Raw genomic sequence first — 24,408 nt, forward strand, 5'->3', positions numbered from 1 at the left:
CCGCGGCTACTGTCGCGTCACGTCAACAGCGACCTTGACGCTGTGCTCGCCGCCGCCAAAGATTACGCCCTTCAGCGGCGTAATGTCGGCGTAGTCGCGTCCCCAGGCCAGGGTGATGTGTTGTGTGGACGGCATCAGGTTGTTGGTCGGATCAAAATCGAGCCACTGTCCGCCGGGAAAGAGCGCCGCCGCCCAGGCGTGCGATGCATCGGCGCCCTGCAGTTTTGTCTTTCCCGGCGGCGGAGAGGTTTCCAGGTAGCCGCTGACGTAGCGTCCGGCAAAGCCCAGCGAGCGCAGACAGGCCAGAAAGAGGTGCGCAAAATCCTGACAGACGCCGCGACGGTGCTCAAAGACCACGTCCAGCGGCGTTGAAACATTGGAAAAGCCGCTCTCGTATTTGAAATCGGCGTGGATGCGCGCATTCAAATCCTGGCAAGAATCGAGCAGGGCGCGACCGGAAAGAAAGCTCCGTAGCGCATACTCACGGTACTCCAGCCCCGCGGCGGCCATTGGCGAATCCAGGCGAAACTCGCTGAAGACAAAGCTGTCGGCGTGCGGCCCTTGCAACGCACGCAAGGCCTCCTCCCACGGCGGGTTGTGCGCGGGGGGCGAGGGCGGCCGCAGTTCGACAATGCTCTCGGCCACGGCTTCCAGGCGGCGGTGCGGTCGCTGCAGCGCAAAGTAGCTAACGCGATTTCCAAAATAATCGCTGCGCTCCATGCTGAAATCGGCGCCAGGTTGGATGCGCAAGCTGGCCTGCAGCGTGCGCTGGCGGTCCAGGTCTCTGGGCAGCAGCCGACCTTCGCTATGGCAGAGGTTCACATCCTCTTTATACTCGTATATAGTTTGATGACGCACACGATAGCGCGTCGTCCCAGCGTTCTCCGGCGTCGAGTCTTCCGTGTATTCCATGGTTCGACCTACAATTGCTGCAACGGCGCGGAGTGTACGAAATAGCGCGCGGCGAGGGCCTCGGAAAAGCTGCGCATCGAATCGGAGAGGCCAAGCAGGAGTTCGCCCAGGCTCTGTTGGTCGCTGAGCGCAGCATCGGACTCCTGCATCTGCAGGGCATTCCAGGCCTGCAGCGCCAGGCGTCTTTCCAGGGAGCGCCGGCGCTGGCCGTCGCTTTCATTCAGCGCCGCCACGTGCTCATCGATGCGCTGCAGCTGGAAGGCCGCCGATTGTGGATTGCTTTCATCGAAGAGCAGCAGATCAAGAGCGCCGCGGATCTGGAAACGGGCGTGGTAGCGGCGGCGGTAGGTGCGCAGGCTGTCGCGGGCCAGCAGCAAGGACTCGATGCTGGCCTCGTCATCCGTGGCGTCGCTCCAGACGAAGTAGGCTTGCAATACCGCAAAGCTTCCCAGCGCTCGCTCCACGCGCCGACCGATGTCCAGAAAGCGCCAGGCTGGACCGCGGCTCATGCTTTCGTTGGCGACGCCGGCAAATGCTGAAAGCGCCACCAGTACGCTGTCCAGCGCAGGCAGGGCGTCGCCCAGCTGCAGCGGGCGCAGGCTCAATCGGTCGCGCAAAGTATTCAGGAAACGCCAACCATCGTCGGACAATCGATCCTGTACGGAGCGTCCGGCCTGCAGCGCGTTCTCGATATTGAAACGCAAGCTGCCGCCGGCGCCGGCCTCATAGATCAGCTGCATCAAGGCCAGATCGAGCTGAGCGGCCTCCTCGAGGTCCAGCTGCGCCAGATGCAGGCCGCCGCTCAGCGCGTCCACGGCGCGGGCCAGCGGCCGCTGCGCTTCGCTCAAGCCGCGCGTTTCGCCGGCATCCACTTCGCGAATGCACTGGCGCAAGGCGCGGGCCTGCATCTCCGCCCTTTCGGCGTAGCGGCCAAGCCAGTAGAGATTCTCGGCGACACGGCTGGCCACCGAACCGCTGGCGCGATTGATTTCAACGGGCGTCGCCGAGGAACGCAAGAGCGTGGTCTCACGCAGTCGCTCCGAGGCCAGCACCCAGGTGTCTTTGGAGATGCCGCCCTTCTGGTTGGAAACCAGGGTGCTGTCCGGACTGCTGGAAACGCGCGTCAGCCCGCCTGGCATCGCCATGTAGTCCTCGCCGCGCGACAGGGCGTAGCTGCGAAGGATCATTGGCCGCGATTCCAGTCCGCGCTCGGAAAGGTGCGGTACGCGTGACAGTGGTACAATCTCCTGCGCCACATAGCCCCAGGGATTGGCGCGAATGCGATCGCAGAGTTGACGGCGCGCATTCTCCGATATCTGGGCCGGAAAGATCGCCCGTTTGCCCGGTCGCGGAAAAGTTGGCTTTACTATAATAGTTTCCAGATTGGCCAGAACATGCTGGCGCGAGTCCTCATCGCCGCACCACCAGGTCTGCACCGAAGGCAGGTAAAGGTCCTGACCCAGAAGCGCGCGACAGATGCGCGGCAAATAAGGAAAAAGCGCCGGATTGTCGAGTACGCCGGCCCCGGCCGGATTGGCCAGGGTGACATTGCCCAGACGCGCCGCCTGTAGCAAGCCTGGCGCGCCCAGCAGCGAATCCGGTCGCAGTTCCAGAGGATCGCAGAATACATCGTCCAGTCGACGCAGGATGACATCCACCTGCTCCAGCCCGTCAAGGGTGCGCAGGAACACGCGCCCATCACGCACCGTCAAATCATCGCCTTGCACCAGGGTGATGCCCAGATAGTTGGTTAGAAAGGCGTGTTCGAAGTAGGTCTCGCTGTCTGGACCTGGCGTCAACAATGCGACGCGCGGATCGTCTCGACCGGGTGCCAGTTCAGCCAGGCTGTTGCGCAGCGTGCGAAAATAGCCGGCGAGGCGATGCACCTGCGCGTCGCGGTAAATGCTGGGCAGAAAGCGCGACAGCGCGATACGATTTTCCAGCGCATAGCCGGCGCCGGAGGGCGCCTGAGCGCGGTCGGCCACGGCAACCATGGCGCCGCCTGGCAGCCGCGCAAGGTCTACGGCCAGCAAGAAAAGGCGATGAGCGCCGGCCTGAGTCATGCCGCTGCAGGCGCGCAGAAATCCGGGATGGGAAAGCACCGTTTCGGCCGGCAAGAGTCCGCGACGAATCAGGTCGCGCGGTCCGTAAAGGTCGCGCAGCACAAGGTCAAGAAGCTCTGCGCGTTGCAACAGGCCGCGCTCAATGCGATTCCATTCCCGCGAATCGTAGACGACCGGCACCAGATCCAGCGACCAGGCGCGCTCGCGACGTTGCGATTCGTCGTTGACGTTGTAGGTGACGCCGCTTTCACGCAGGCTGCGCTGCAACTCGTCCTTACGCTGTAACAGGTCGCCAAGCGGCAGCGCATCCAGCGAACGCAGCACAAAGTCCCAGTGCTGGCGCACGCCCTCCGGACCGATCATCTCATCCCAGGCCCCGCGCTTTGGCTGGTAGGCGGCGAAGGATCCAACAGCGGCGCTCAGGGCAGGCATGATCTCAGCTTGGACCGTGATCGCGCTGGCGTCGCAGATCAAGGGTCATGGGCGATTCTGGATTACGCTCCGCAGCTGGAATCTCAATTTTTCCCGGCGTATGACCGAGTCGCGTAAATCGGGACTGGCGCCGCGACTCCGCCTCGGCGGCGTTGACCGGCAATGCCTCGTAGGCGCGGCCCCCGGGATGGCTCACATAGTAGCTGCAACCGCCTGCAGAGCGGCCGCGCCGTAGATCGACCAGATCGAAGATCAGCGGGCTTTGCGCCGGAACGCAGGGATGCATCGTGTTTGGCGGATTCCAGGCCTTGTAGCGTACGCCGGCCACATATTCCCCGGAGGCGCCGCCGGGAGAGAGCGGCAGGCGGCGCATGTTGCAGAGTACGGCATAGCGATCAGGATCCAGCAGGCGGGCGCGCAGCTCCAGGCGTTCTACCGCCGAATCGACGGGACGCGATACGGCGCCCTGCCAGCTGATTTCGCCCAGCACCGGCCAGGGTTCGAGGGCCATGCGCAACTGTAGCTGGACGCCCTCAATCTCGGTTTCACCGTAGAGCGGAAAGCGAAACTCAAAGAAGGGTTCGAAATGCTCTTCCTGCAACGCAAAGCCGGCCTCGCGCAAGTCGCCCAGGACAATGTGAAAATCCTCGCGCAGGAAATGGGGCAGCATGAAGCGATCGAAGAGCTCCACACCCCAGCGTCGCAGCCGACGCGGCGGTCGCGCCGAACTCAGCATCGCTGTCAGCGCTCGCACCAGCAGCTGCTGGGCCAGATACATCTGTGGATGCGGCGGCATTTCAAAGGCGCGCAGTTCCACCAGGCCCAGGCGTTGCTGCCAGCGGTCGGGCGGGAAAAGCTTGTCGATGCAGAACTCGGCGCGGTGGGTGTTGCCGGTGATGTCCGTCAGGAGGTTGCGCAGCAGACGGTCCAGCAGCCAGGGCGCAGCCGCTTGATCAGATTTCTGGGATAGTTGTTCCAGTGCAATTTCCAGTTCGTACAAACTTTCATGACGAGCTTCATCAATGCGCGGCGCCTGGCTGGTCGGACCGACAAAAAGTCCGCTGAACAGGTAGGAGAGCGAGGGATGTCGTTGCCAGTAGCAGAGCATTGCCGGCAGCAGCGCCGGCCGCGCCAGAAAGGGGCTTTCCGCCGGCGTGGCCCCGCCCAGCGTGATGTGTGCGCCGCCGCCGGTTCCTGTCGGACGTCCATCCAGCAAAAACTTTTCAGAATGCAACTTCTCAATGGCCGCCGCCGCATAGAGCGTTTCCACGCTGCCTTGCAGCTCGTTCCAGTTTTTGGCCGGAGGAACGTTGACCTCCAGTACGCCAGGATCGGGAGTTACGGCCATGCGCTGCAGCCGGCGGTCAGGCGGCGCTTCGTAACCCTCCAGAAAGGCGCGTAGCTTGAGAACGCTCAAGGCGCGCTCGACTACTGCCATCAAGTCGACGTAGGCCTCAGCCTCCAGCGTTGGCGGCAGGAAGATGTGCAAGGCGCCGTCGCGCAATTCGATGGCCGCCGCCGTATGAAACATCCACGCCGGATCAAGCGGCGGCGCGGCGCCAAGAGCGCGCTGCTGAACGCGCAGGACTGCATCTGGCAAGGCCGGCGCCTCGGCCCCTGGATCGTGCAAATGTGGCGCAAGATCCTCCGGCCCCGTTTCGGGAGGCAGACGATTCAGGGGCAGCCGGTAACCGATAGGCGAGTCGCCTGGCGTGAGATAGAGTCCCTCCTCAGGCGCAGGCCAGATGCAGCTCAGCCAGCATTGCCGCGTCGAATGCCAGCGCAGGGGGAGTATCAATCCGCGCGGCGTCTGTTGCGCGGGCGTGGCGGCCAGGGCTGGAAGCATGGCCTGGAAGCTGCGGCGATAGAATTCGCCGCTTTGCCAGCGCTGGTAGTAGATGTCTTCCAGCGCCGGACGGAGTGCTGCGCGCGATACGCCGGCGCCATCGGCCAGGGCCTCGGCCAGCTTCTGGAGCTGGCTCCATTCCGCATTCGCGCTTTCTCCGGCGCGCATCAATAGATCCGGATTTTGCCACAGGGCGCGGCCGTCGGCGCGCCAGCAGGCCTGAATGGCCCAGCGCGGCAAGGGCTCTCCGGGATACCACTTGCCCTGTCCGTGGATGGCAACCGCCCCCGGCGCCAGATTCTCGCGCAGTCGAAATAACAGACGCGATGCGATGGCGCGTTTCTCGCCGCCATCGGCCGCCAGATTCCACTCTGGAGCATCGCGATCCTCCATCGAAACAAAGGTGGGCTCTCCGCCCATGGTCAATCCCAGCTCCGCCTTCGCCAGACGCAGTTCTACCTGTGCAGCGACGTTCTCGATCTGGCGCCATTGCGCCTCGCTGTAGGGACGCGAGGATCGCGGACCTTCATCGATGCGCTCCACCGTCATTTCAAATTGAAACTGTGAGTCGCAGGGTTCGGAAAATCCGCTGATCGGCGCTGCCAGCAAGGGCGCGGCGCTGCAGGCCAGGGGAATGTGTCCCTCGGCCGCCAGCATGCCCGAGGTTGAGTCCAGCCCAATCCAGCCGGCGCCTGGCAGATATACCTCCGTCCAGGCGTGCAAATCGCAAAAATCCTGGAGCGGGCCTTCGCCTGCCGTATCAGGGCGAAGCTGAATCAGATAGCCGGAAACAAAGCGCGCCGCCAGACCCAGCTGGCGCAGGGCCTGCACCATGGTCCACGCTGAATCGCGACAGGAGCCGCTGCCGAGCGCAAAAGTTTCAGCTACGGACTGCACGCCCGACTCCATACGTACTACGTAGTGAATTTGCTTTGCCAGCGCCTGGTTTACCTGGACCAAAAAATCGACGCTGCGCTGTTCGTTCATCGAGCGAAAAGGCTTCAAGAAATCGAGCAGCGCCGGCGGCGGCGTTTCCAGCTCCAGGTAGGGGCCAAGTTCATTGCGCTCCGCTTCCGAATAGGAAAAGGGAAAGAATTCCGCCTCCGGCTCTACGAAGAAGTCAAAGGGGTTGATGGCGGCCAGATCGGCCAGCAGGCTCACCTTAACCTGAAACTCGCGCGTCCGCTCCGGAACAGTAACGCGCGCCAGAAAGTTGCCGGAGGGGTCCTGCTGCCAGTGTAGAAAATGTTGGCCGGGCTTCACTTCCAGATGGTAGGCCAGAATGCGCGTGCGGCAATGCGCCGCCGGGCGCAGGCGAATGATCTGCGGCCCAAGATTGACGGCGCGATCGTAGCGATAGGAGCTCAAATGGTGGAGAGCTACGCGTATCGCCATGAGTTTTGAAGAAGCAAGAGCTGTGCCTGGCTTTGAGCCGGTCGGCCGCAGTGGGAGCGCATGATCTGCCCGGGAGGGCGTTTGCCGCCGCAAGCTTTGCAGGCGTTCTGCCTGATTCTCGGGCGCCGGTAGATGCATATTGTTGGAAAGAAGTTAGATTGTGAGTGAATCAAAGGCGCTTCGGCCCTGAATTCGCCCTGCCACAGGCGGCACGCGAATTGCAATGGAAGCTGCGCATTGCTGCCAGAGGCTGCGCAGCGGCGCCAGGAGTTGCCATGCCGGTGGAACTGGAAAAGTACGAAGTCGGACATTATTACGATGAAATGTTCACGGCCGAGCACGGTATCCGGCCCGGCTGGGCCAAGCTGGGCGAGAACATCGGCCGCATGTCAGCCGAGGACCTGGTGCGTCGCAAGCACTCCATCGAGCGGGCGCTTTACCGCATGGGCATCACCTTCAATCTCAATGGCGAGGGCGGCGAGCTGGAGCGCATTTTGCCCTTCGATATTATTCCGCGCATCATCCAGGCGCGCGAGTGGGAGAGCCTGGAGCAAGGCCTGCGTCAGCGCGCCCTTGCCCTGAACCTCTTTCTGGAGGATATCTACAACGATCAGAAGATCTTGCGCGACGGCGTCATTCCGCGCGCCATCATCGAATCCAGCAAGGGCTACCTCAAGCAATGCGCCAACCTTCGCCCGCCGCGCGGCGTCTGGTCGCACATCTCCGGCACCGATCTGATTCGAAATACTGACGGTCATTTTTATGTGCTGGAAGACAACATGCGCTGTCCCTCCGGCGTGTCCTACGTCCTGGAAAATCGCGAAAGCATGAAGCGCACATTTGCCGATATGTTCAATCGCATTGGCGTGCGTCCGGTTTACGACTATCCGATGCGTCTGCTGGAAACGCTGCGTTACATGTCCGACCTGGAATCGCCCTCCGTGGCCGTGCTCACGCCAGGCGTGTACAACTCCGCTTACTTCGAGCACAGCTTTCTGGCGCGGCAAATGGGCGTGCCGCTGGTGGAGGGCAAAGATCTGGCCATCATCGACGGTTATGTTCAGATGCGCACCACGCGCGGCTTTCAGCGCGTCGATGTCATCTACCGGCGAATCGACGATACTTTCCTTGATCCGGCGGCCTTCAACCCGGATTCGATGCTTGGCGTGCGCGGCCTCTTTGAAGCATATCTCAAAGGACGCGTGGCGCTGTGCAACGCGCCGGGAACCGGCGTCGCCGATGACAAGGTTGTCTATGCCTATGTGCCGCGGATCGTTAAGTACTATCTCGGCGAAGAGGCCATCATTCCCAATGTGCCTACTTACATTTGTGAAGATGAAAGCGATCGCAAGTATGTGCTGGACAATATTGACCAGCTGGTTGTGAAAGCGGCCAATGAAGCCGGCGGCTATGGCATGCTGATTGGCCCGCATTCCTCGCGCGCCGAGTGCGAGGACTTTCGCCAGCGCGTCATCCAGAACCCGCGCAACTATATTGCCCAGCCGACGCTCTCGCTATCTAGAGCGCCGACACTTGTTGAGGATCAGATCGAGGGTCGCCATGTGGACCTGCGGCCCTTTCTGCTCTACGGTCAGGAAATCTATGTGATGCCCGGCGGCCTGACGCGCGTAGCGCTGAAGCGCGGATCGCTGGTGGTAAACTCCTCGCAGGGCGGCGGCAGCAAGGACACCTGGGTGCTGCGCGAGTAGAGCTAACGGCCTATGCTCAGTCGCGTTGCGGATTCGATTTACTGGATGAACCGCTACATGGAGCGGGCGGACAGCTACGCCCGTTTCATCGACGTCAATTTGAACCTGACCCTGGATTTGCCGCCAGGCATGGCCGAGCAGTGGAGTCCGCTGGTCTACACCACCGGCGACAACCGGCTCTTTTCGGAGATTTCCAGCGAGGCCAGTCGCGAGCAGGTGCTGCGTTTTCTGATTCAAGAGGAGCGCAATCCGTCCTCGATTCGCAGCTGCCTGCTGCGCGCTCGCGAAAATGCGCGCAGCGTCCGCGAGCATCTTTCGCTGGAACTATGGGAGCACATCAACTCCTGCTACATTGCGGTGCGCGATAGCACGGCGGACATTGAGGCCATATTGCGCGAGCCGGTCGAGTTCTGCCAGCGGATCAAACGCAACCATCAACTCTTCCTGGGGCTCTTTGATCTGACACTGAGCCGCGGCGAGGCCTGGTATTTTGGCGATATCGGTCGTCAGGCGGAGCGCGCTGACAAGACGACGCGTATGCTCGATGTGAAGTACTTTGTGCTCTTGCCGCGGGCCGATGACATTGGCGAGTCCTTCGATTTGTTACAATGGTCGTCGGTGCTCAAGTCCGCCAGCGCCTTTGAAATGTACACGCGAGTCTACGATCAGGTGCTGCCGGCCAAGATCGTTCAATTTCTGCTGCTCAGCGCCGAATTTCCGCGCGCGCTGCGCTTCTGCATGGCCCAGGCCGACTCTTCATTGCGTGCGATCACCGGCAGCCCGCCGCGCGGCTTTGCCAATTCGGCGGAAAAGAAATTGGGACTCTTTCGATCGGAGCTGGATTTCACAGATATCGATGAAATATTTCGCTTTGGTCTGCACGAGTACCTCGATCTGGCGCAGTCGAAGCTGAACGATATTGGCGAGGCGCTGGCGGAGACTTTTTTCGAGAGCGCGGCGCCCACAGTCGCCGGGTAGTACTACGGAGAATTGAGGGTAAGCGTGGGGCTTGACGCAGCCAGCACGCCGTGCAATTCTTTACCGTTGGCTGCCATGTCCGCTCGCACCTTCCCCCGGCGTCAACCTGCGCGTCTTTACTCTGGCCTGCTGTGTCTGGCGGCGCTGGCTGGCTGGATGTTTGTGCTGGAACTTGCGCGCAGGGCGCAGCTGCAGCCAATCTGGCGCGACTTGATTGCCGCTGCGCAAATCGTGGGCGCATCGCTGCTTGCCTTTGGCTGCCTGTGGAGTTTTCTGCGTCGCGACCGGCGCGAATTCGAGGACCTGGCCGCGCAGCTTCGCGACATGGCGGACCTTGCCGCCGACGCCATCATCCTGATCAATGAGCGCGGGATCATTCAGAACTTCAATCGCGCCGCGACGCGACTCTTTGGTTACAGCGCGCAGGAAGCAATTGGCGCCAATGTTTCGATGTTGATGCCAGAACCCGATCGCAGTCGTCACGATTCCTATTTGCAGTCCTACCGGAAAAGCGGCGAAGCGCAGGTGATCGGGCGCGGTCGGGAAGTGATTGGCAGACGCAGCGACGGCGCTACCTTTTCACTTTACCTTTCTGTTAGCGAGATTGGCATCGGCGGTCGACGGGCCTATCTCGGTTTTCTGCATGACCTGACCGCTCTCAAGGAGCGCGAGCGCGAATTGGCCCGTAAGAGCAAGGAACTCGAACGATCCAATGAGGACCTTGAGCAATTTGCTTATGTGGCCTCCCATGATTTGCAGGAGCCGCTGCGCATGGTCGGCAGCTATGTGCAGCTGCTGGCAAGGCGCTACCGCGGCAAACTGGATGCCGATGCCGATGAGTTTATCGAGTTTGCCGTTGAAGGCGCGGAGCGCATGCAATCGATGATCAACGATTTGCTGGCTTACTCGCGGGTCGGCCGCGGCCAGCCCAAACGCTCCCAGCTAAAGCTCAATGTAGTTCTGGAGCAGGCGCTGAAAAATCTTTCAATGAGCATCAAAGAACGCAGTGCGCAAATTGAAATTCCAACTTTGCCAGAGCTGCCTGGCGATGAAACTTTGTTGATATTGCTTTTTCAAAATCTGATTGGCAATGCGCTGAAGTTTACGTTGCCGGAGCAGCAACCGACATTGAAGATTGTCGCTCAGGAGCGCGGCGATTTCTGGCGGCTGGCAATCTCGGACAACGGTATAGGCATCGATCCGCGACACCAGTCGCGAATTTTTGTGCTCTTCCAGCGGCTGAACGATCGGCAGAGCTACGCTGGCACTGGAATTGGTCTGGCTATCTGCAAAAAAATTGTGGAGCTGCACGGCGGGGCGATCGGCGTGGAGTCCGCGCCGGGCCAGGGTTCGACCTTCTATTTTACCCTGCCCAGGAGCGTTATCGATGGAGAGCACGTCAGGAGCGCAAAAGGTGAGGCCAATCGAGATATTGCTGGTTGAGGACAATCCCGCGGACATTCGCCTGACGCAGGAAATTCTGCGCGAAGCGCGGGTAGACAACAAGCTGCATGTCGCTATTGACGGCGATCAGGCGCTGCAATTTCTGAATCGCGAGGCGCCATTTCAGGACGCGCCGCGTCCTGATCTGGTGCTGCTCGACTTGAATTTGCCCCGCCGGGATGGGCGCGAGGTGCTGGCCGCCGTCAAAGATAGCGCCGACCTGCGCACCATTCCGGTTGTGGTGCTGACAACTTCGCAGGCCGAGCAGGACATTCTGCGCAGCTACAGCTTGCATGCCAATTGTTACATCAATAAGCCGGTCAACCTGGAGCAGTTTATCCGCGTAATGAATGTCATAGAAGAATTCTGGTTGAGCATTGTTCGACTGCCGGTTGCAGAGCGGCGCTAGGTCGGTTATGCGTATTCTAATCGTAGAGGATAATCAGGCCGATGCCCGGTTGCTGGAGATACTGCTGCGCGAGGAGCGCGATTTCGATGCCGACTTGAGCTTTGCCAGCAACCTGGAAGAGGGGCTTGCCGCTCTGGCGCGCGACGGCGCCGATGCCGTACTGCTGGATATGCAGCTGCCCGATTCGCAGGGCATGGGCACCCTCACTGCCATGCACGAGGCGAACCCCGAAACTCCAATCTTGCTGCTTACCGGCATGGATGATATCCGCGCTGCGGCGCGCGCTCTGCGCCTGGGGGCTCAGGACTATCTGGTCAAGGGCGCCGTCTCCGGTCCGCTCCTGACGCGAGCCATACGTTATGCCATCGATCGCGGCGCTGCCGAGCTGCAGATCAAGCAGCTATCGCGCCGCGTCCTGGAGATTCAGGAGGACGAGCGTTCGCGTATTTCCCGTGAGATACACGACGGCCTGGGTCAGGATCTATTCGCCATGAAGCTGCAGGTGCAGACCGCCTTCCAGCGCTTTGCGCCTAACCAGCCGGATGCCAACAAGGCCCGCGATCAGATTCTGGAGGCCTTGAGTCTGATGATTGAGAACGCCCGTCGGCTGGCGCGAAGCCTCAGCCCTGCCTTTATGGAAAGCGCTGGTTTGCCGGCCGCCATCCAGCGCCTTGGCGAGACCTTTGAGATGGGCGGATCGATGCGGGTCAGCGTGGAGGTAGACGCCCTTGACGGCTTTTTCCCGGGAAACTGGGACATCAATCTGTATCGAATCGTGCATGAAGCTCTGCTCAACGCCGCGCGCCATTCCGGCGCACATGTGATCGGCGTGGGCGCCGCGTCGGATGGCGACCGATTGCGCGTTCGCGTCCACGACAATGGCAAAGGCTTTGATCCAGAGGCTGTGCGCGGAGGCATGCATGGTCTTGGCCTTGCAATCATGGAAGCGCGCGCTCATTTGATGTCAGCAAAACTTACCATTCGCTCCGTTCCAGGCGACGGTTCCGAAGTCATTCTTGACATCCCGCGACGCGAACTGGAGAGGTAAATGCCAATGGCGCCGTACGCGGGAGGAACTACCATGATCCGCACTCAACCCTACCGCATTGTAATTTGCGATGATCACAAGATTTTGCGCGCCGGTCTCAAAAACCTGATTGGCGAAGTCGATGACTTGCAGGTCGTCGGCGAAGCAAACAACGGTCGCGAACTGCTTGATCTACTGGACAAGCATCCGCCGGATTTGCTGATACTCGATCTCAGCATGCCCGAAATGACCGGGCTTTCCGCGCTGGAAGAGATTCGTCGCAAATTGCCGGGGCTCAAGGTGCTTGTGCTGACCATGCACAAAGAGCGCGAATATCTGCGCAAGGCGATGAAACTTGGAATTGATGGCTACATCCTCAAGGATGATGTCTTTGAGAAACTGATACTGGCCATCCGCGACATTCAGCAGGGACGCAAAGCGATTTCCAATGATCTGATCTCCAGCTTTATGGAGGAGTACCATGTGATTCGCGAGGGCGAAGCCTCCCTGGAACTCCTGACGCGACGCGAGCGAGAAGTGCTGCGTTTCATTGCCGAGGGGCTGACCAATCGCGAAGCCGCGGAAAAGATGGACATCAGCGTGCGGACCGTCGAAGCGCATCGGGCGCGAATCATGGAGAAGTTGCAGATCAACTCTGTGGCTGGCCTGGTCAAGTACGCTATGGAGCGCGGTCTGGTCTAGGCCGCCGGTCGCTTTCGGTCAAAGGAATCGGCGAAAGAAATAGAGCAGAGCCGCTTGCCATGCGCCGGCCGTGCTCGCGCCCTCAAAGCGCTGCGACTCGCCTCGCATCTGTTCAAACAAGCGTTCGGCCTGCGGCAAGAGCGGCGATCGCCAGCGCAAAGTGAGCGTCTCCAGATTGAGCGCCAGGCTCCTTCGATCCAGATTGGCGGAGCCGATGCCCAGCCAGTCATCCATCAGGCAGACCTTGCCGTGATTGAAACGGATTGGGTCCTTGCTGCGGCGGCGACCATGGTAGAGCCAGACTGTAACGCCGCGGGCATGCAGGCGGCCGGCGATATAGAGCGAAACCTTCTGAATCCAGGGAACATCGGAGCGCAGCGGTAGAAAGATCTGTACGTCGAGTCCGCGCGAGGCCTGCCGTCCCAGTATGCGCAGCAAGCCGCCGTAAGGCACGAAATAAGGGAACATCAAGTAGATACGACGCCGACTGTCGCCAATCAATTGCTTCAGCGCGCGCGCCACGTGCAGACGACGTGCGCGGCGCCGGCCGCTTCGGCGACGAAACTGTCGGAAGCGAAAGCGCGGATAGACTGCGGCCTCCGGGACGCGCTTGCCTTCGTTGCCCGCCTCCTGCAGCGGTTGACGTATGCGACGCAGACTGTCCAGAAACAGGGCGCGCAGTTCGCCGACCATTGCTGGCAGCTCGGTGCGGTACATTACATCCATCCAGCGCCCCGGACCGCTGGCGCGCCTCGAGCACTCATCCATGATATTGAATCCGCCCGTATATGCAATGCGCGCATCAATCAAGATCAGTTTTCGATGATCGCGCCGCAGGAATCCAATGCGCAGCGCTGCAGCGATTCCGCCCAGGCGGGCCCAGAAACCAGTAAACCGTTGACGCCATTTCCTGGACTTCCAGGGCCAGGGACGGAAAGGCAGGCAGCGCGCGCCGCTGCTCTGCAGCGCCTGCCAGAAGCTTTCTGGCGTCTGGCGGCTTCCCAGACGATCATAGATGACCGTTACCCGCAGTCCGCGATGCGCCGCTTGTTGCAGCGCGCGCTGAAAGCGCTGGCCCACGCGTCCCGCCTGGAAGATATACATATCAATCTCCACGCTGCGCGAGGCTGCGCGGATATCTTGCAGGGCGCGATCATAGAGCCGATCGCCTTCAGTGAAAAGTTCCTCGCGCCTCGGGCGCTTTTGTTTGTGGATCTTCAGGCCGCTGAGGTTTGCAGCTCTTCAAAAATTTGCAAGGCCTCTTTGTAACGTTCGGCAAAGAGCAGGCTGAGGCCCAGTTGCATGCTGGCCTGTCGCGGTCGGCCCGACTGGCTCAGGATTTGTTCCGCTTCATTGATGGCGGCGGCATAGCTTCGGCGCACCTCGTCATAGCGATCCTGGTAGGGTTGACCGTGAACGCGTTCGTAAAGCGGATAGAGCAATTGTTGAGCGTCCTGATAACGGCTCAGCTGCAGATAGGCCAGGGCGGCGCGCTGAGCGGACTCGGCATCCGCTAGATGTGCTCTCATTCTTTCAAAAAAGCGGGCCGCTTCGGCAAATCTGCCGCGTATCATCAGGCTTTGAAGCAAGGCTCGCGCCAGCAGCGGGCCAAGCGCACCGTGCTTCAGCCACTTACGAGCGGCCTGATCCAGAAGACCGTGCTCTTCGCCAAGCAGCGCCATTTCACAGAAACGCTCGACGACGCGGGTGCAGGCGTAGTCGCGATCCGCCAGCCAGCGCCCCAGGGCTCGCGCTGACGATTGCCGATCGCCGCGGTGGTAGGCCTGCATTCCCAGAAGCAAGCCTGCAAACAGGCTATCTCGCGCTTCGATGTCCAGCGGCGTCGCGGCTAACTCCAGGCGCGCCAGGCTTTGCAGATCGTTCAACTCGGCGCTCGGACCGGCGTTCAGCTGCAGTAGTTGTTCGTAGCTGTCTGCCGCATAGAGATCCCAGGCTCGCTCTACGGCCACAGGATCGGCAGCGCGTGCACGGATTGCTGTCATAAGCAATGATTCGGAGAGGCCAGGGTCCTCTTTGAGCAGTTTTTCAAGCCGTTCCGGTCTCAGCGGGGCGCCTTGAAGCGCCTGGCTTCAAATCCGTACTCGTCCAATTTGCGCGCCAGGGTATTGCGGTGAACGCCAAGCAGGCGCGCGGCCTCCTGGATATTGCCGCGAGCCCGTTGCAGGGCGCTCTGAATCAAAGCCATCTCCTGATCGCGCAATGTAGGAAAAGACGCCTCGCCTTCGGCCACCGGCGGCGACCCCGGCGGCATAGCCGGTCCGCCGTGCTGGGCGGCGGACAGCTCAGCAATCCCTGTCTCCTGGAAAATCCGCGGCGGCAAATGGTCGGCCGAAAGCTGATTGTATTCAGCCAGCGCCGCCAGTCTCTCGATGCAGTTTTCCAGCTCGCGGATATTTCCCGGCCAGGAGTAGGTCGAAAGCGCCCGATCCAGTCGGCGATCCTGCCATTGCAGCGACTGACCTCGCTCTAGATTCAGTCGACCCAGAAAGTACTGGGCAAGCGGCAAGACGTCCTCCGGTCGCTGGCGCAGCGGCGGCAAAGTAAGCGGGACGACATTGAGTCGAAAGTAGAGGTCTTCGCGAAAGCGGCCGCTGCGCACTTCCTCTTCCAGATTGCGATGGGTCGCGGCAATCAAGCGCACGTCGACTTCGATCTCCTGTTCGGCGCCAAGCGCTTCAATTCGCCGCTCCTGGAGAACACGCAGCAGTTTGACCTGTAGCGCCGCGCTGAGTTCGCCAATCTCGTCCAGGAAAATAGTTCCGCTCTGCGCCCGCAAAAAACGGCCGGCTCGACTGCGCGTGGCGCCAGTATAGGCGCCGCGTTCTACGCCAAAGAGCTCCGACTCCAGCAGCGTTTCAGGGATGGATCCACAGGCCACAGTCACAAAGGGCCCGTTGCGTCGAGCGCTGCCACGGTGGATCAGCTGAGCGAGGCGCGACTTGCCGACTCCTGATTCGCCCAGCAGCAATGCCGTCGCATCGCTGCCGGCAATGCGCAGCGCGATTTCCTGGACGCGCTGCATGGCGGCGTTTGCCGAATCCGGGGCCTGATCTTCATCTTTGCTTTCCACTGGCGCCAGCAGTAGCGCCTGCGCTTCCTTCCAGTCGGGCGGATCCATCCAGCCGCGCTGCAGTAGCGCGGCGCGCAATTGGGGCAGGCTGCCCGGCAGGTCAGCCTGCAGTTCTCGCACTTGCTTGCGGCTCAGATAGGAGTGGCGCAGCAGAATTTCTAGATTTGGCTGCATGGGGCGTTATCAAGGCGGCGATTGCGGGGGCTGCCTTTTGAGCAGTCCGCTAGGCCAGTCCATATTGTTTCATTCGGTATTGCAACGAGCCTCGCGAAATTTTCAAAATGCGCGCCGCTTCGCGCTGGTTGCCTCCGCTGCGTTGCAGCGCTTCCAGCAGCAGCTCGCGTTCCAAACGCTCGCGATCAAATTGCATGCGCTCCAGTTGATTTCGCTTCCGTTCAAAGTCCAGTTCATCGCGAAAGACCACCGGCAGTTGATCAACGTCAATTCGATCTCCATCGGACAGCGCCATGCTGCGCAAAATCAAGTTTTCCAGCTCGCGCACATTGCCCGGCCAGCGGTAGCGCTGCAACAGGGCCAGGGCTTCCGGACTGATTTTCATGCCCTCGCGACCGGTCTTGCGAGCGGCATTCCAGAGAAAGTGATCGGCCAGAAGGACAATATCTTCCGGTCGTTCGCGCAAGGGAGGTACATGCAATTCAAAGGCGCTGATGCGATAGAATAGGTCCAGGCGGAAGCGACCGGCCTTCACTTCCTCCTCCAGATTGCGATTGGTGGCAAAGAGAAAGCGGCAACTGCAGCGCAAGGTTTCATTGGATCCAATGCGCTCGTATTCGCCGTTCTGGACCAGACGCAGCAACTTGGTCTGTCCGTTGGCCGGCAGCTCGCCAATTTCATCGAAGAACAGGGCGCCGTCTGCAGCGCGTGCTGCCAGACCCTCGCTGGCTTCGACGGCGCCCGTATAGGCGCCGCGTTCGTGACCGAAGAGTTCATTCTCAATCAAATCAGCGGGCAGCGCGGAGCAATTCACGGTGACAAAACGACCGTTACGTTGCGAGACAGCGTGGATCATACGGGCGATGGCCCCTTTGCCGGTGCCGGTTTCTCCGGTGATCAGTATCGGAGCATCCTCGGCAGCGAAGCGTTCGGCCTGTGCGATCAGCCTGGCCAGTTGACCGTCGCGCTGGTAGATGATGGCGGCAGCGGAGTCCACGCTGCTGATGGGGATAAGATTGCGATTCAATCGACTGGTTATCTTGCGGTTTTCTTCCTCCAGTCGCTCCTTCAATTCAGCGGTCGTAGTCAGCAGCTCCTGGTTGCGCAGCGCCAGCAAAGTAGGAGTTCGCAGCAGCGCCAGCCAGGCCAGGTCGCCGTGATTGAGCGGACGTCCGCTTTCGCACATTCCCAGCATCGCCAGCAAGCGCGGCGGAGCGCCGGAAAGATATTCAGCCTCATCCTGATAAAAAGGGATCACTGCTTCCGCGCCGCATAGCGCCAGGGAGGTAATGGCATCGATGGCGCGCGGATCGTCGATCCTTTCCGCCGCGGCCAACAGGTCGGCGGCCAGCGCGCCAGGACTGAAGGCGCTGGCCGATATTCCCGAAAGCAGTCGCAGCGCTGCAGGGGGAAACTTTTCCGGCGGCAAACTGTGAACGTCGATAGCGCGAGCGCGGGATCGATCGAGAAGCAACTGCGGTCGGTCCGACTCTTCCGATTCTAGCGAGTAGAGCGCCAGAAAGCGCGGCCGATAGAGGTCTTGAAAGAAGTCCGCAAGCTGAGCCCGGATCTGATTGCGTGAGCTGCGCTCCAAACGCAGGATGCGGCTGTTGAATTCGGCAACGCGCATTTCCGTCTGCGCCTCGCGACGAAACAGGAGGCGTGCGAGGAGCGGCCCGGCAGCGCGCACCGCAAAATGGTAGGCGCCAAAAAGCGTCGCCAGCGCCGCCGCTTTCCAGAGCGTCGGACTATCCTCCAGGCGCGATAGCAGGGCGCGAATCGCATAGAGCAGAGGCGCGAGGCCAAGCAGGTAGGCAAGCGCCGCCGCCAGAAGACGCGATAGCCTGGCGCTAATATTGAGATGAAGGTTCTCAAGAAGGTTGTGCAAAAAGATACTGAAGCCGGCGAGGGCCAGAGCCAGCAGCGCCATTGCTTCATTTTCCAGGCCGCGCAGGGCAAGCGCCCAGGCCGCCGCGCCGACAAAGGCGACGGTCGCCGCCGAGATTGCAAAGTATCGCGAGTGCACGCGACGCACATCGCGATCATGGTGCGCGAGGAAGCGCCGTTGTTCGCGGATCGCCGCCAGGCAACATAGCACGAGCCAGGCGCGATCCAACCAGTAGGCGAGCCCGTAGCTGCCATAGTAGGTGCCTGGGCCCGGATCATAGGAGCGTTGGTTTACATAAAAGGGACTCCAGCTGCCGAGGCTGATGGCCAGGGCCCCGCCAGCAAACAGCAGCCCAAGGCGAAACAGACGGGTTTTTCGCAGCAGGCGATCTGTCTTTCTGGGCGCTGCCCGGCGGGGAAAGACAGCGCTCAGGTAGACGAAAGCAGCGGCGCCAATCGCCAGCAGGGGCTCGGCAAGTCGAAAGTAGAGATCGGTGAGAGCTGAGGCTTCATAGAGAACGATACGGCCAGCAGCGTCGACCAGCAATCCCAGGCTGCAGAGCAGGGCGTAGACAAAGAGGGCCCGCCGAATACGGTTTGCCGGCTGTCGCTGCAGAGCAAGCGCGCCCGAGGCCAGCAGCGCCACGGCGGCCACGCTTTGCAGGGCTATGGTAAGGGGCGCTGGGACCATCGAGCAAGCCGTGCCTGAACCGAATGCTGCACGGAGTCAGCCGCGCAACTCAAAGGGCGAAGGAGTTTCGCCTTTCCAGTCGACGCGTTCCACTTCGCTGACGCGGGCCAGAGGCGGACCCTTCTTCAGGGCGGCTTCCACTTGTTCAAGCCGTCCATTGTCCGCACAGACCAGCTCGACACTGCCGTCCGCCAGGTTGCGAACAAATCCGGATAGCGCCAATCGACTGGCGAGGTTCATACAGTATTGGCGATAGCCTACGCCCTGAACTCGACCGCGGACCAGGTATCGGTACGCATTCATTCTGTCGCCTCCCGTCGCTGGCGAATGGAGAAAGGAGTAGACGGCGCCCGCTCTCGGCAAACACTTTCAGCTGTCGGCGCGCCGCCAGGCCGCTGTCTTTTCGGTCATGGAATTTGTCAGCCTGATCATCGACCGCGTCAACGTGACGAATGTCTTCAATGTGATCCAGGGGCGACTGCCGGCGCGCGAAGCTCACTTGCAAACGCGCGTCGACGATGATTTGATCCAGGAGTTTCTTTCCGAAGTAAACCGCATGGCCCAGAATTCTCTGGCCGCAAGCGCTCTGGCCCCCGGCGAGGACCTGCTGCGCGAATTGCGGCGTGTTGGCGAGACCTTCTACCTGCAGTTTTTTCCAGAAGCTATCCAGGAGCGACTGCGCGCCGCGCAGGATGCCTTTGTCTTCCTGCACGTCGACCACAGTTTGCGTAACATTCCCTGGGAGCTGCTCCATGACGGACGCTCCTTTCTTGCCGATCGTTTCTTTCTGGGCAAGAATGTAGCTGGCTACTGGCGAGACCAGACGCGCGCGGAGCGAGATCGTCTGCGTATGTTGATCATTGCCGATCCTACCGAGGACCTGGAATGGGCGCGTCTGGAGGGCGAAGGGCTCTTTGAATCGTTGAACGCCGAGGTCAGCCCGGATCGGCTGGATGTGCAGTTTATGGCCGGCCGCCGTATTACGAAGCTGGGAATCCTCAACGCTGTTAAGGATCGCGATATCATTCATTTTGCCGGCCATATGCACTACAGCAAGGAACAGCAGGAAAGCGGCTGGCTGCTGTCCGATGGCAAGGTGCTTCGGGCGCGGGAGATTGAAAAAGCCGGTCTGGCCCCGGCGCTGGTATTCTCGAACAGTTGCTTGAGCGCCGCAACCGAGACCGAGGAGGAGACGGCAGGGGAAGGTATGCCGGCGCGCTTCAACGATCTGGCCGGGGCGTTCTTGAAAACTGGCATTGGCAACTACGTTGGCACAAACTGGGAAATTCGCGACAGCCGCCTGACCTATGATTTCGCATTGCAATTCTACCGTGCGCTTTTCGATGAAAAGAGCGTAGGCGAGGCGCTATTTGAAGCGCGTCGTCACGCCCGGCGCGCCTTTCCGCCGGCTGACTTTACCTGGGCCAACTATGTGCTGCACGGCAATCCGATGACGCGCATCTATCGCGAATCCAATCGTCGCTCCTTCGAGGCTTCGCGCAGCGTGCTCTTTGTTCGGCGCGTTCTGGAGCGCTATCCACTGCCCATTGCCCGCGCCTACAGCGAAGTCCAGAAATCGCAGGACAGTTCCGACTCGCAGCGGCAGTTGCTGAATCTCTGGCTGTTGCTGGAGTCGCTGCTATCGATGGTCGGCGCAATTGTTTTCGGCAACTGCCGTCGACTGAGCCTTACCGCGCCCTCCGATGACGCCAGCTTTACGACGCTCCGCGAGTTGGGCGAGGCGATTTACGAATCGCTGGGCGCCGTACGCTCCTTGCATATGGAACTGGCGGCCGGCCGGCTGATGGAGTCGATGTATCTGCACCGTGATCAAATCGAAAAGATGATTGGCGCTCGCGAAAGCTGGCTGGGCGGCGAACTGGCCAGCGACGAGTTTGATTCTCTGGCGGTGACCTACCAGTATTTTCTGGACAATCTGCTCAATGACCTGGCCGCCCTCGGTCGCTGCCAGATCTTCTACTTCCCGTCCAGCGGCGAGGATGCCATATCGTTGAGCGGTCAGCATGCAGCCACGATGCGCGTGCTGCCGGCCGAGTTTTACGAACCGGAGACACAGAAGCTGCTGGAAGCGGGCCGCGGCCGCGTCTTCTATTTCAGCAGCGCCAGGCGAGCGCTCTTCGCCTTGTGGTCGGGCGTGGCTTGCAACACAGCCGGCCAGCTGCAGCTGCCGGAATTCTCAGCTGAGGCCTCGGCGTTTCAAGGCGCGGCCCGGCTACAGTGAGCGGCGCCTGCCAGGCGAAGCGCCGCGCCTGCGGGGCCTGCTGTGGATGCTTCAATCTTGAATTGAGCGAGGCGCAACTGAACGCACTGCTGGCGGCGCGGCGCTCAGCGCTTGATCAGGCGAAGCAAGAAGGGCGAGGGGGATTCCTGCGCTACCGGCGTGAACAGGAAGCTACGGAAAGCGGCATTGAACGCCGTAATCGGGAAGTCTATGTCTGCCCTTTCTATGGTCCCTTGCTGAGACGGCCTGGTCGACTGGGCTGCATGATCCACCCTCTTGAGACCGGCGACCCGCAAGCGCAAGATGTCGGCTTCTACGGGGCCTCGATTTGCCTCAGTTATGACTGCCGCAACAAAGAGCGGGACGAGACCGGCGTTTACGCCAGACTTGCGGCTGCGGCGGCCGAAGATGATTTGCAGTATTCGCGTTTGATGGGCGATGTGCGCTGGTTCGAATTCTGGCGGCGCCACGCTGATTTGGACGCTGTAGAAAGAAACGTCGCGGCGCAGGCCGCCTATCTGCGACTCTGCCGCCGGCGTCTGGACGTCCTCCAGCCGCAGATCAGCTCTTCCTTTGAATCGCCGTGGAGCGATAGCGAGGACTGCGTGGCGGCCCTCTGCGCCCTGCTGGACGCCGACCGCCCCCTGGCAGCGGTCTGGGACGAGGACCTGCGAAAGTGTTTGGAAGTAAAGGCGGCGTAAATTTTCTGACCGCGTGCTGATTCGAGTGCATCCGCAGAATCCGGAGAAGCGCGTCGTGCAACAGCTGCTGGCCGGGCTGCATCGCGGCGAGGTCTACATCCTGCCTACCGATACCGTATACGCTTTTTGCGCTCTGCTATCGGCGCCCCGGGCTATCAACGAAATCTATCGTCTGAAGCGCATGAAGGAGGGCGCTCCGCTTTCTTTGCTCTGCCGCGACCTGGCCATGGCCAGCCAGTACGCACAGAGCATTCCGCAGCCTCTCTTTCGTTTCATCAAGGCCCACGCCCCGGGTCCTTACACCTTCATTCTGCACGCCAATCGGCAGGTCGATCGCCGCGGAGTTGGCAAGCGCAAGGAGGTTGGCATTCGTTTTGTGAATCATCCGTTGCATGCCGCCCTGATGGAGCAGCTCGACAGACCCCTGGTTTCCTCATCGATTATTCAGGCGGATGAATACATGACCGATCCGGAGGAGCTGGACCGAATGTACGGACAGCAGCTGGCTGGCGTCGTGGACGGCGGCCTGCGCACGCACGAATTCTCGACAGTGCTCGATTGCAGCGACGGCGAAATTCGCTTGATGCGATCCGGCGCCGGCGATATCAGCGATCTGGCTGAAATGATCGTAACTTCCGGGGATGCGCCAGAGTAGCGCCGTTGCAGGCTGCACTCTGGATCTCCGGGAACTCCTGGCAGAGAGAGGAAAGTATGTCCGGCCATTCTAAATGGGCGAATATCAAACACCGCAAGGATAGCGTCGACCGCGCGCGCGGGCGCATCTTCCATCGTATTGTTCGCGAGTTGATGGTTGCGGCGCGTCTGGGCGGAGCGGACCCCGATGCCAACAGCCGTCTGCGCATTGCTATTTCCAAGGCGCGTGCCAGCAATATGCCGCGCGATACTATGGAGCGCGCCATCAAGAAAGGCGCTGGCGAACTGGAAGGGCAGACCTTCGAAGAAGTCGTCTATGAAGCGTACGCCCCTGGCGGCGTCGGCCTGATCATCGAGGCGCTGACGGACAAGAAATCGCGGACCACTCCCGAAATCAAAAGCATCCTGGCCAAGTATGGCGCCAGTCTTGCGGAAAGCAATGCAGTGTCGCGGCTCTTCCAACGCCAGGCCTTCATTATGATTCCGCGCCGTGCAATCGATGAGTCTACGCTCTTTGAACTTGCCATCGAGGCTGGCGCCCAGGATGTAGGCGCCGAAGAAGAGTACTACGTCGTACTTGGCGCTCCAGAAGACTATGCGCAACTCCAGGAAAGCCTGGCCGCCAGGGATGTGCCCAGCGCCGAAAGCTCCATCCGCATGAGCGCCATGGAAGGCGCCGAAAAGCTGATCGATGACGCCGACGCGGCGCGCAAGATTCTGACCCTGGTCGAGAAGCTGGAGGACCATGACGACGTCCAGGCGGTCTACCACAACATGGATGTCAGCGATTCCTTGTTGAGCGACTTGCAGCAGGACTGAGCGGCGAGGAACCCGAGGACGCTGCAAAAGTCGTCGACGCCCGGCTGGTGCGCGCCGGCAATGCGACATAATGAAGGTGCTGGCCTTTGACCCTGGGTACGGCCGGACTGGCTGGGCCGTCATTGAGAGCTGCCGGATGCAGCCGGGCTTTCGCCATTGTGCCTACGGCGTCATTGAGACCAGCAGCGCACTGACGATAGGCGCACGATTGGCGGAGCTGCACGAAGCGGCGTACGCATTGTTGAGCGAATATCTCCCGGATCACCTGGTGATGGAAAAGCTGTTCTTCGGCCGCAATTTGACCACCGCCGCTGGCGTCTATCAGGCGCAAGGCGTACTGCTGGCTCTGGCCGGCTCGCGCCAGCTTGGCGTTCTGGAGCTCTCTCCAAGTTCGATCAAGAGCGCCATCGCTGGCGGCGGCCGAGCGGACAAGGCGCAAATCCAGTTGATGGTGCGACGACTGCTGGGAATTGATGAGGCGATTCGTCCGGACGATGCGGCCGACGCCCTGGCCGGCGCCATTGCCGGCTTCTTGCAGCTGCGAGGCGCAAAGGCCCTGACTCGGGTCGTCGGCGGTTGGCAATGATTGCGGGCCTGCGCGGCGAGGTCCTTGGCTTTGGCCCGGCGCGCGTATTCGTCCTCGCCGGCGGAGTCGTCTATGAAGTCCACACTCCGTTGCCGGCGCTTTCCACGCTGCAATCCGCTGGCATCGGCTCTGCCGCCGAGCTAGAAGTCTACCATCACTTTGCAGAGTACGAACAACGATTGTTTGGATTCCTCAATCGATCCGATCGCGAGCTCTTTATCCAGCTGCAAAATTTGAAGGGCGTAGGCGTTTCGCTGGCGTTGTCGCTGCTCAGCCACCTGGATGGCGCCAGCCTGTTGCGGCTCTGCGGCGCTGGCGATTTGAAGGCGCTGCAGCGAATCCCGCGAGTGGGTAAGGCGACCGCCGAGACGCTGGTCTTCGAGGTCAATCGCCGCGCCGATCGCTGGCGGAAGTTGATCAGCGAGCCGACGGCGCCGGCCAGCGCACTCAGCGGGGAGCAGGACCTTGCCTTTCAAGCCTTGCTGCAGCTTGGCTACAAGGATAAGGAAGCTCTGCGTGCACTGCAGGCCGCCGCCGATTCAATTGGCAGCGAAGCGGCTCAGAGGCTTGCCGCCGCTGATTGGATTGGCGAGGCCTTGCGTCGTATCTGAGACAGCATTGACTTCGAAACTTAACAAAGCAGGAAA

Annotated in this window: 20 protein-coding genes; 12 read left to right on the top strand and 8 right to left on the bottom strand. The window is 60.9% G+C overall.

Annotation, left to right across the window (positions count from 1 at the left end; all coding sequences use genetic code 11):
• Window positions 1-6: 6 nt before the first annotated feature.
• From K1X75_03270 to K1X75_03280, 3 genes are read right to left on the bottom strand one after another with little or no spacing between them, the layout of a single operon-like run.
• Window positions 7-912, bottom strand: a complete 906-nt coding sequence (locus K1X75_03270) for a transglutaminase family protein (GenBank protein ID MBX7057060.1) — start codon at window positions 910-912, stop codon at window positions 7-9.
• 8 nt (window positions 913-920) lie between these two features.
• Window positions 921-3,407: a circularly permuted type 2 ATP-grasp protein gene (locus tag K1X75_03275; protein MBX7057061.1), complete on the bottom strand. Its 2,487-nt coding sequence runs from the start codon at window positions 3,405-3,407 to the stop codon at window positions 921-923.
• A 4-nt stretch (window positions 3,408-3,411) separates the two neighbouring features.
• On the bottom strand, window positions 3,412-6,648 hold the full coding sequence (locus tag K1X75_03280; protein ID MBX7057062.1) for a transglutaminase family protein: 3,237 nt from the start codon (window positions 6,646-6,648) through the stop codon (window positions 3,412-3,414).
• 323 nt (window positions 6,649-6,971) lie between these two features.
• On the opposite strand from K1X75_03280, the gene K1X75_03285 reads away from it, so the two are divergent.
• From K1X75_03285 to K1X75_03310, 6 genes are all read left to right on the top strand, one after another.
• Window positions 6,972-8,357 carry a circularly permuted type 2 ATP-grasp protein gene (locus K1X75_03285; protein MBX7057063.1) on the top strand — a complete coding sequence of 462 codons (1,386 nt, stop codon included), beginning with the start codon at window positions 6,972-6,974 and terminating at the stop codon, window positions 8,355-8,357.
• A 12-nt stretch (window positions 8,358-8,369) separates the two neighbouring features.
• A complete protein-coding gene (locus tag K1X75_03290; GenBank protein MBX7057064.1) occupies window positions 8,370-9,335 on the top strand; it encodes an alpha-E domain-containing protein in 966 nt (321 codons plus the stop codon).
• 75 nt (window positions 9,336-9,410) lie between these two features.
• On the top strand, window positions 9,411-10,778 hold the full coding sequence (locus K1X75_03295) for a PAS domain S-box protein (protein MBX7057065.1): 1,368 nt from the start codon (window positions 9,411-9,413) through the stop codon (window positions 10,776-10,778).
• A complete protein-coding gene (locus K1X75_03300; protein ID MBX7057066.1) occupies window positions 10,723-11,187 on the top strand; it encodes a response regulator in 465 nt (154 codons plus the stop codon). Before K1X75_03295 ends, K1X75_03300 begins: the two co-directional genes overlap by 56 nt.
• A gap of 7 nt (window positions 11,188-11,194) precedes the next feature.
• The gene (locus tag K1X75_03305; protein ID MBX7057067.1) at window positions 11,195-12,235 is read left to right on the top strand and encodes a response regulator; all 1,041 of its coding nucleotides are present in this window, start codon (window positions 11,195-11,197) and stop codon (window positions 12,233-12,235) included.
• Window positions 12,236-12,268: 33 nt separating this feature from the next.
• Entirely contained in the window at window positions 12,269-12,916 is a 648-nt protein-coding gene (locus K1X75_03310) for a response regulator transcription factor (protein MBX7057068.1), read from the top strand.
• An 18-nt stretch (window positions 12,917-12,934) separates the two neighbouring features.
• On the opposite strand, the gene K1X75_03315 is transcribed toward K1X75_03310, so the two are convergent.
• From K1X75_03315 to K1X75_03335, 5 genes are all read right to left on the bottom strand, one after another.
• Window positions 12,935-14,032, bottom strand: coding sequence for a hypothetical protein (locus K1X75_03315; GenBank protein MBX7057069.1), 1,098 nt, complete (start codon window positions 14,030-14,032; stop codon window positions 12,935-12,937).
• Between the two features lie 101 nt (window positions 14,033-14,133).
• The gene (locus tag K1X75_03320) at window positions 14,134-14,919 is read right to left on the bottom strand and encodes a hypothetical protein (protein ID MBX7057070.1); all 786 of its coding nucleotides are present in this window, start codon (window positions 14,917-14,919) and stop codon (window positions 14,134-14,136) included.
• Between the two features lie 59 nt (window positions 14,920-14,978).
• Window positions 14,979-16,181 carry a sigma 54-interacting transcriptional regulator gene (locus tag K1X75_03325; protein ID MBX7057071.1) on the bottom strand — a complete coding sequence of 401 codons (1,203 nt, stop codon included), beginning with the start codon at window positions 16,179-16,181 and terminating at the stop codon, window positions 14,979-14,981.
• A 49-nt stretch (window positions 16,182-16,230) separates the two neighbouring features.
• Window positions 16,231-18,759, bottom strand: a complete 2,529-nt coding sequence (locus tag K1X75_03330) for a sigma 54-interacting transcriptional regulator (GenBank protein MBX7057072.1) — start codon at window positions 18,757-18,759, stop codon at window positions 16,231-16,233.
• A gap of 36 nt (window positions 18,760-18,795) precedes the next feature.
• Window positions 18,796-19,062, bottom strand: a complete 267-nt coding sequence (locus K1X75_03335) for an acylphosphatase (protein ID MBX7057073.1) — start codon at window positions 19,060-19,062, stop codon at window positions 18,796-18,798.
• A 106-nt stretch (window positions 19,063-19,168) separates the two neighbouring features.
• Here K1X75_03335 and K1X75_03340 point away from each other — a divergent pair, with 106 nt between their 5' ends.
• From K1X75_03340 to K1X75_03365, 6 genes are all read left to right on the top strand, one after another.
• A complete protein-coding gene (locus K1X75_03340; protein ID MBX7057074.1) occupies window positions 19,169-21,001 on the top strand; it encodes a CHAT domain-containing protein in 1,833 nt (610 codons plus the stop codon).
• A gap of 62 nt (window positions 21,002-21,063) precedes the next feature.
• Window positions 21,064-21,702: a hypothetical protein gene (locus K1X75_03345; protein MBX7057075.1), complete on the top strand. Its 639-nt coding sequence runs from the start codon at window positions 21,064-21,066 to the stop codon at window positions 21,700-21,702.
• 13 nt (window positions 21,703-21,715) lie between these two features.
• Window positions 21,716-22,357: a threonylcarbamoyl-AMP synthase gene (locus K1X75_03350; protein MBX7057076.1), complete on the top strand. Its 642-nt coding sequence runs from the start codon at window positions 21,716-21,718 to the stop codon at window positions 22,355-22,357.
• Between the two features lie 56 nt (window positions 22,358-22,413).
• A complete protein-coding gene (locus tag K1X75_03355) occupies window positions 22,414-23,175 on the top strand; it encodes a YebC/PmpR family DNA-binding transcriptional regulator (protein MBX7057077.1) in 762 nt (253 codons plus the stop codon).
• Window positions 23,176-23,245: 70 nt separating this feature from the next.
• Complete coding sequence (locus tag K1X75_03360; GenBank protein ID MBX7057078.1) at window positions 23,246-23,761, top strand: crossover junction endodeoxyribonuclease RuvC; 516 nt, start codon at window positions 23,246-23,248, stop codon at window positions 23,759-23,761.
• The gene (locus K1X75_03365; protein ID MBX7057079.1) at window positions 23,758-24,372 is read left to right on the top strand and encodes a hypothetical protein; all 615 of its coding nucleotides are present in this window, start codon (window positions 23,758-23,760) and stop codon (window positions 24,370-24,372) included. The genes K1X75_03360 and K1X75_03365 overlap by 4 nt, the downstream gene beginning before the upstream one ends.
• Window positions 24,373-24,408 lie beyond the last annotated feature (36 nt).

It is taken from the genome of Leptospirales bacterium, from assembly GCA_019694655.1.
In the GTDB taxonomy this organism is placed as follows: Bacteria; Spirochaetota; Leptospiria; order Leptospirales; family Leptonemataceae; genus SSF53.

Bases quoted from the DNA above. Each gene is read 5' to 3' on its own strand.
- K1X75_03365 (MBX7057079.1), top strand. From the start codon at position 23,758: ATGATTGCGGGCCTGCGCGGCGAGGTCCTTGGCTTTGGCCCGGCGCGC.
- K1X75_03295 (MBX7057065.1), top strand. From the start codon at position 9,411: ATGTCCGCTCGCACCTTCCCCCGGCGTCAACCTGCGCGTCTTTACTCT.
- K1X75_03340 (MBX7057074.1), top strand. From the start codon at position 19,169: ATGGAATTTGTCAGCCTGATCATCGACCGCGTCAACGTGACGAATGTC.
- K1X75_03360 (MBX7057078.1), top strand. From the start codon at position 23,246: ATGAAGGTGCTGGCCTTTGACCCTGGGTACGGCCGGACTGGCTGGGCC.
- K1X75_03300 (MBX7057066.1), top strand. From the start codon at position 10,723: ATGGAGAGCACGTCAGGAGCGCAAAAGGTGAGGCCAATCGAGATATTG.
- K1X75_03335 (MBX7057073.1), bottom strand. From the start codon at position 19,062: ATGAATGCGTACCGATACCTGGTCCGCGGTCGAGTTCAGGGCGTAGGC.
- K1X75_03320 (MBX7057070.1), bottom strand. From the start codon at position 14,919: ATGACAGCAATCCGTGCACGCGCTGCCGATCCTGTGGCCGTAGAGCGA.
- K1X75_03285 (MBX7057063.1), top strand. From the start codon at position 6,972: ATGTTCACGGCCGAGCACGGTATCCGGCCCGGCTGGGCCAAGCTGGGC.
- K1X75_03310 (MBX7057068.1), top strand. From the start codon at position 12,269: ATGATCCGCACTCAACCCTACCGCATTGTAATTTGCGATGATCACAAG.
- K1X75_03305 (MBX7057067.1), top strand. From the start codon at position 11,195: ATGCGTATTCTAATCGTAGAGGATAATCAGGCCGATGCCCGGTTGCTG.
- K1X75_03355 (MBX7057077.1), top strand. From the start codon at position 22,414: ATGTCCGGCCATTCTAAATGGGCGAATATCAAACACCGCAAGGATAGC.
- K1X75_03325 (MBX7057071.1), bottom strand. From the start codon at position 16,181: ATGCAGCCAAATCTAGAAATTCTGCTGCGCCACTCCTATCTGAGCCGC.
- K1X75_03275 (MBX7057061.1), bottom strand. From the start codon at position 3,407: ATGCCTGCCCTGAGCGCCGCTGTTGGATCCTTCGCCGCCTACCAGCCA.
- K1X75_03270 (MBX7057060.1), bottom strand. From the start codon at position 912: ATGGAATACACGGAAGACTCGACGCCGGAGAACGCTGGGACGACGCGC.
- K1X75_03330 (MBX7057072.1), bottom strand. From the start codon at position 18,759: ATGGTCCCAGCGCCCCTTACCATAGCCCTGCAAAGCGTGGCCGCCGTG.
- K1X75_03290 (MBX7057064.1), top strand. From the start codon at position 8,370: ATGCTCAGTCGCGTTGCGGATTCGATTTACTGGATGAACCGCTACATG.
- K1X75_03280 (MBX7057062.1), bottom strand. From the start codon at position 6,648: ATGGCGATACGCGTAGCTCTCCACCATTTGAGCTCCTATCGCTACGAT.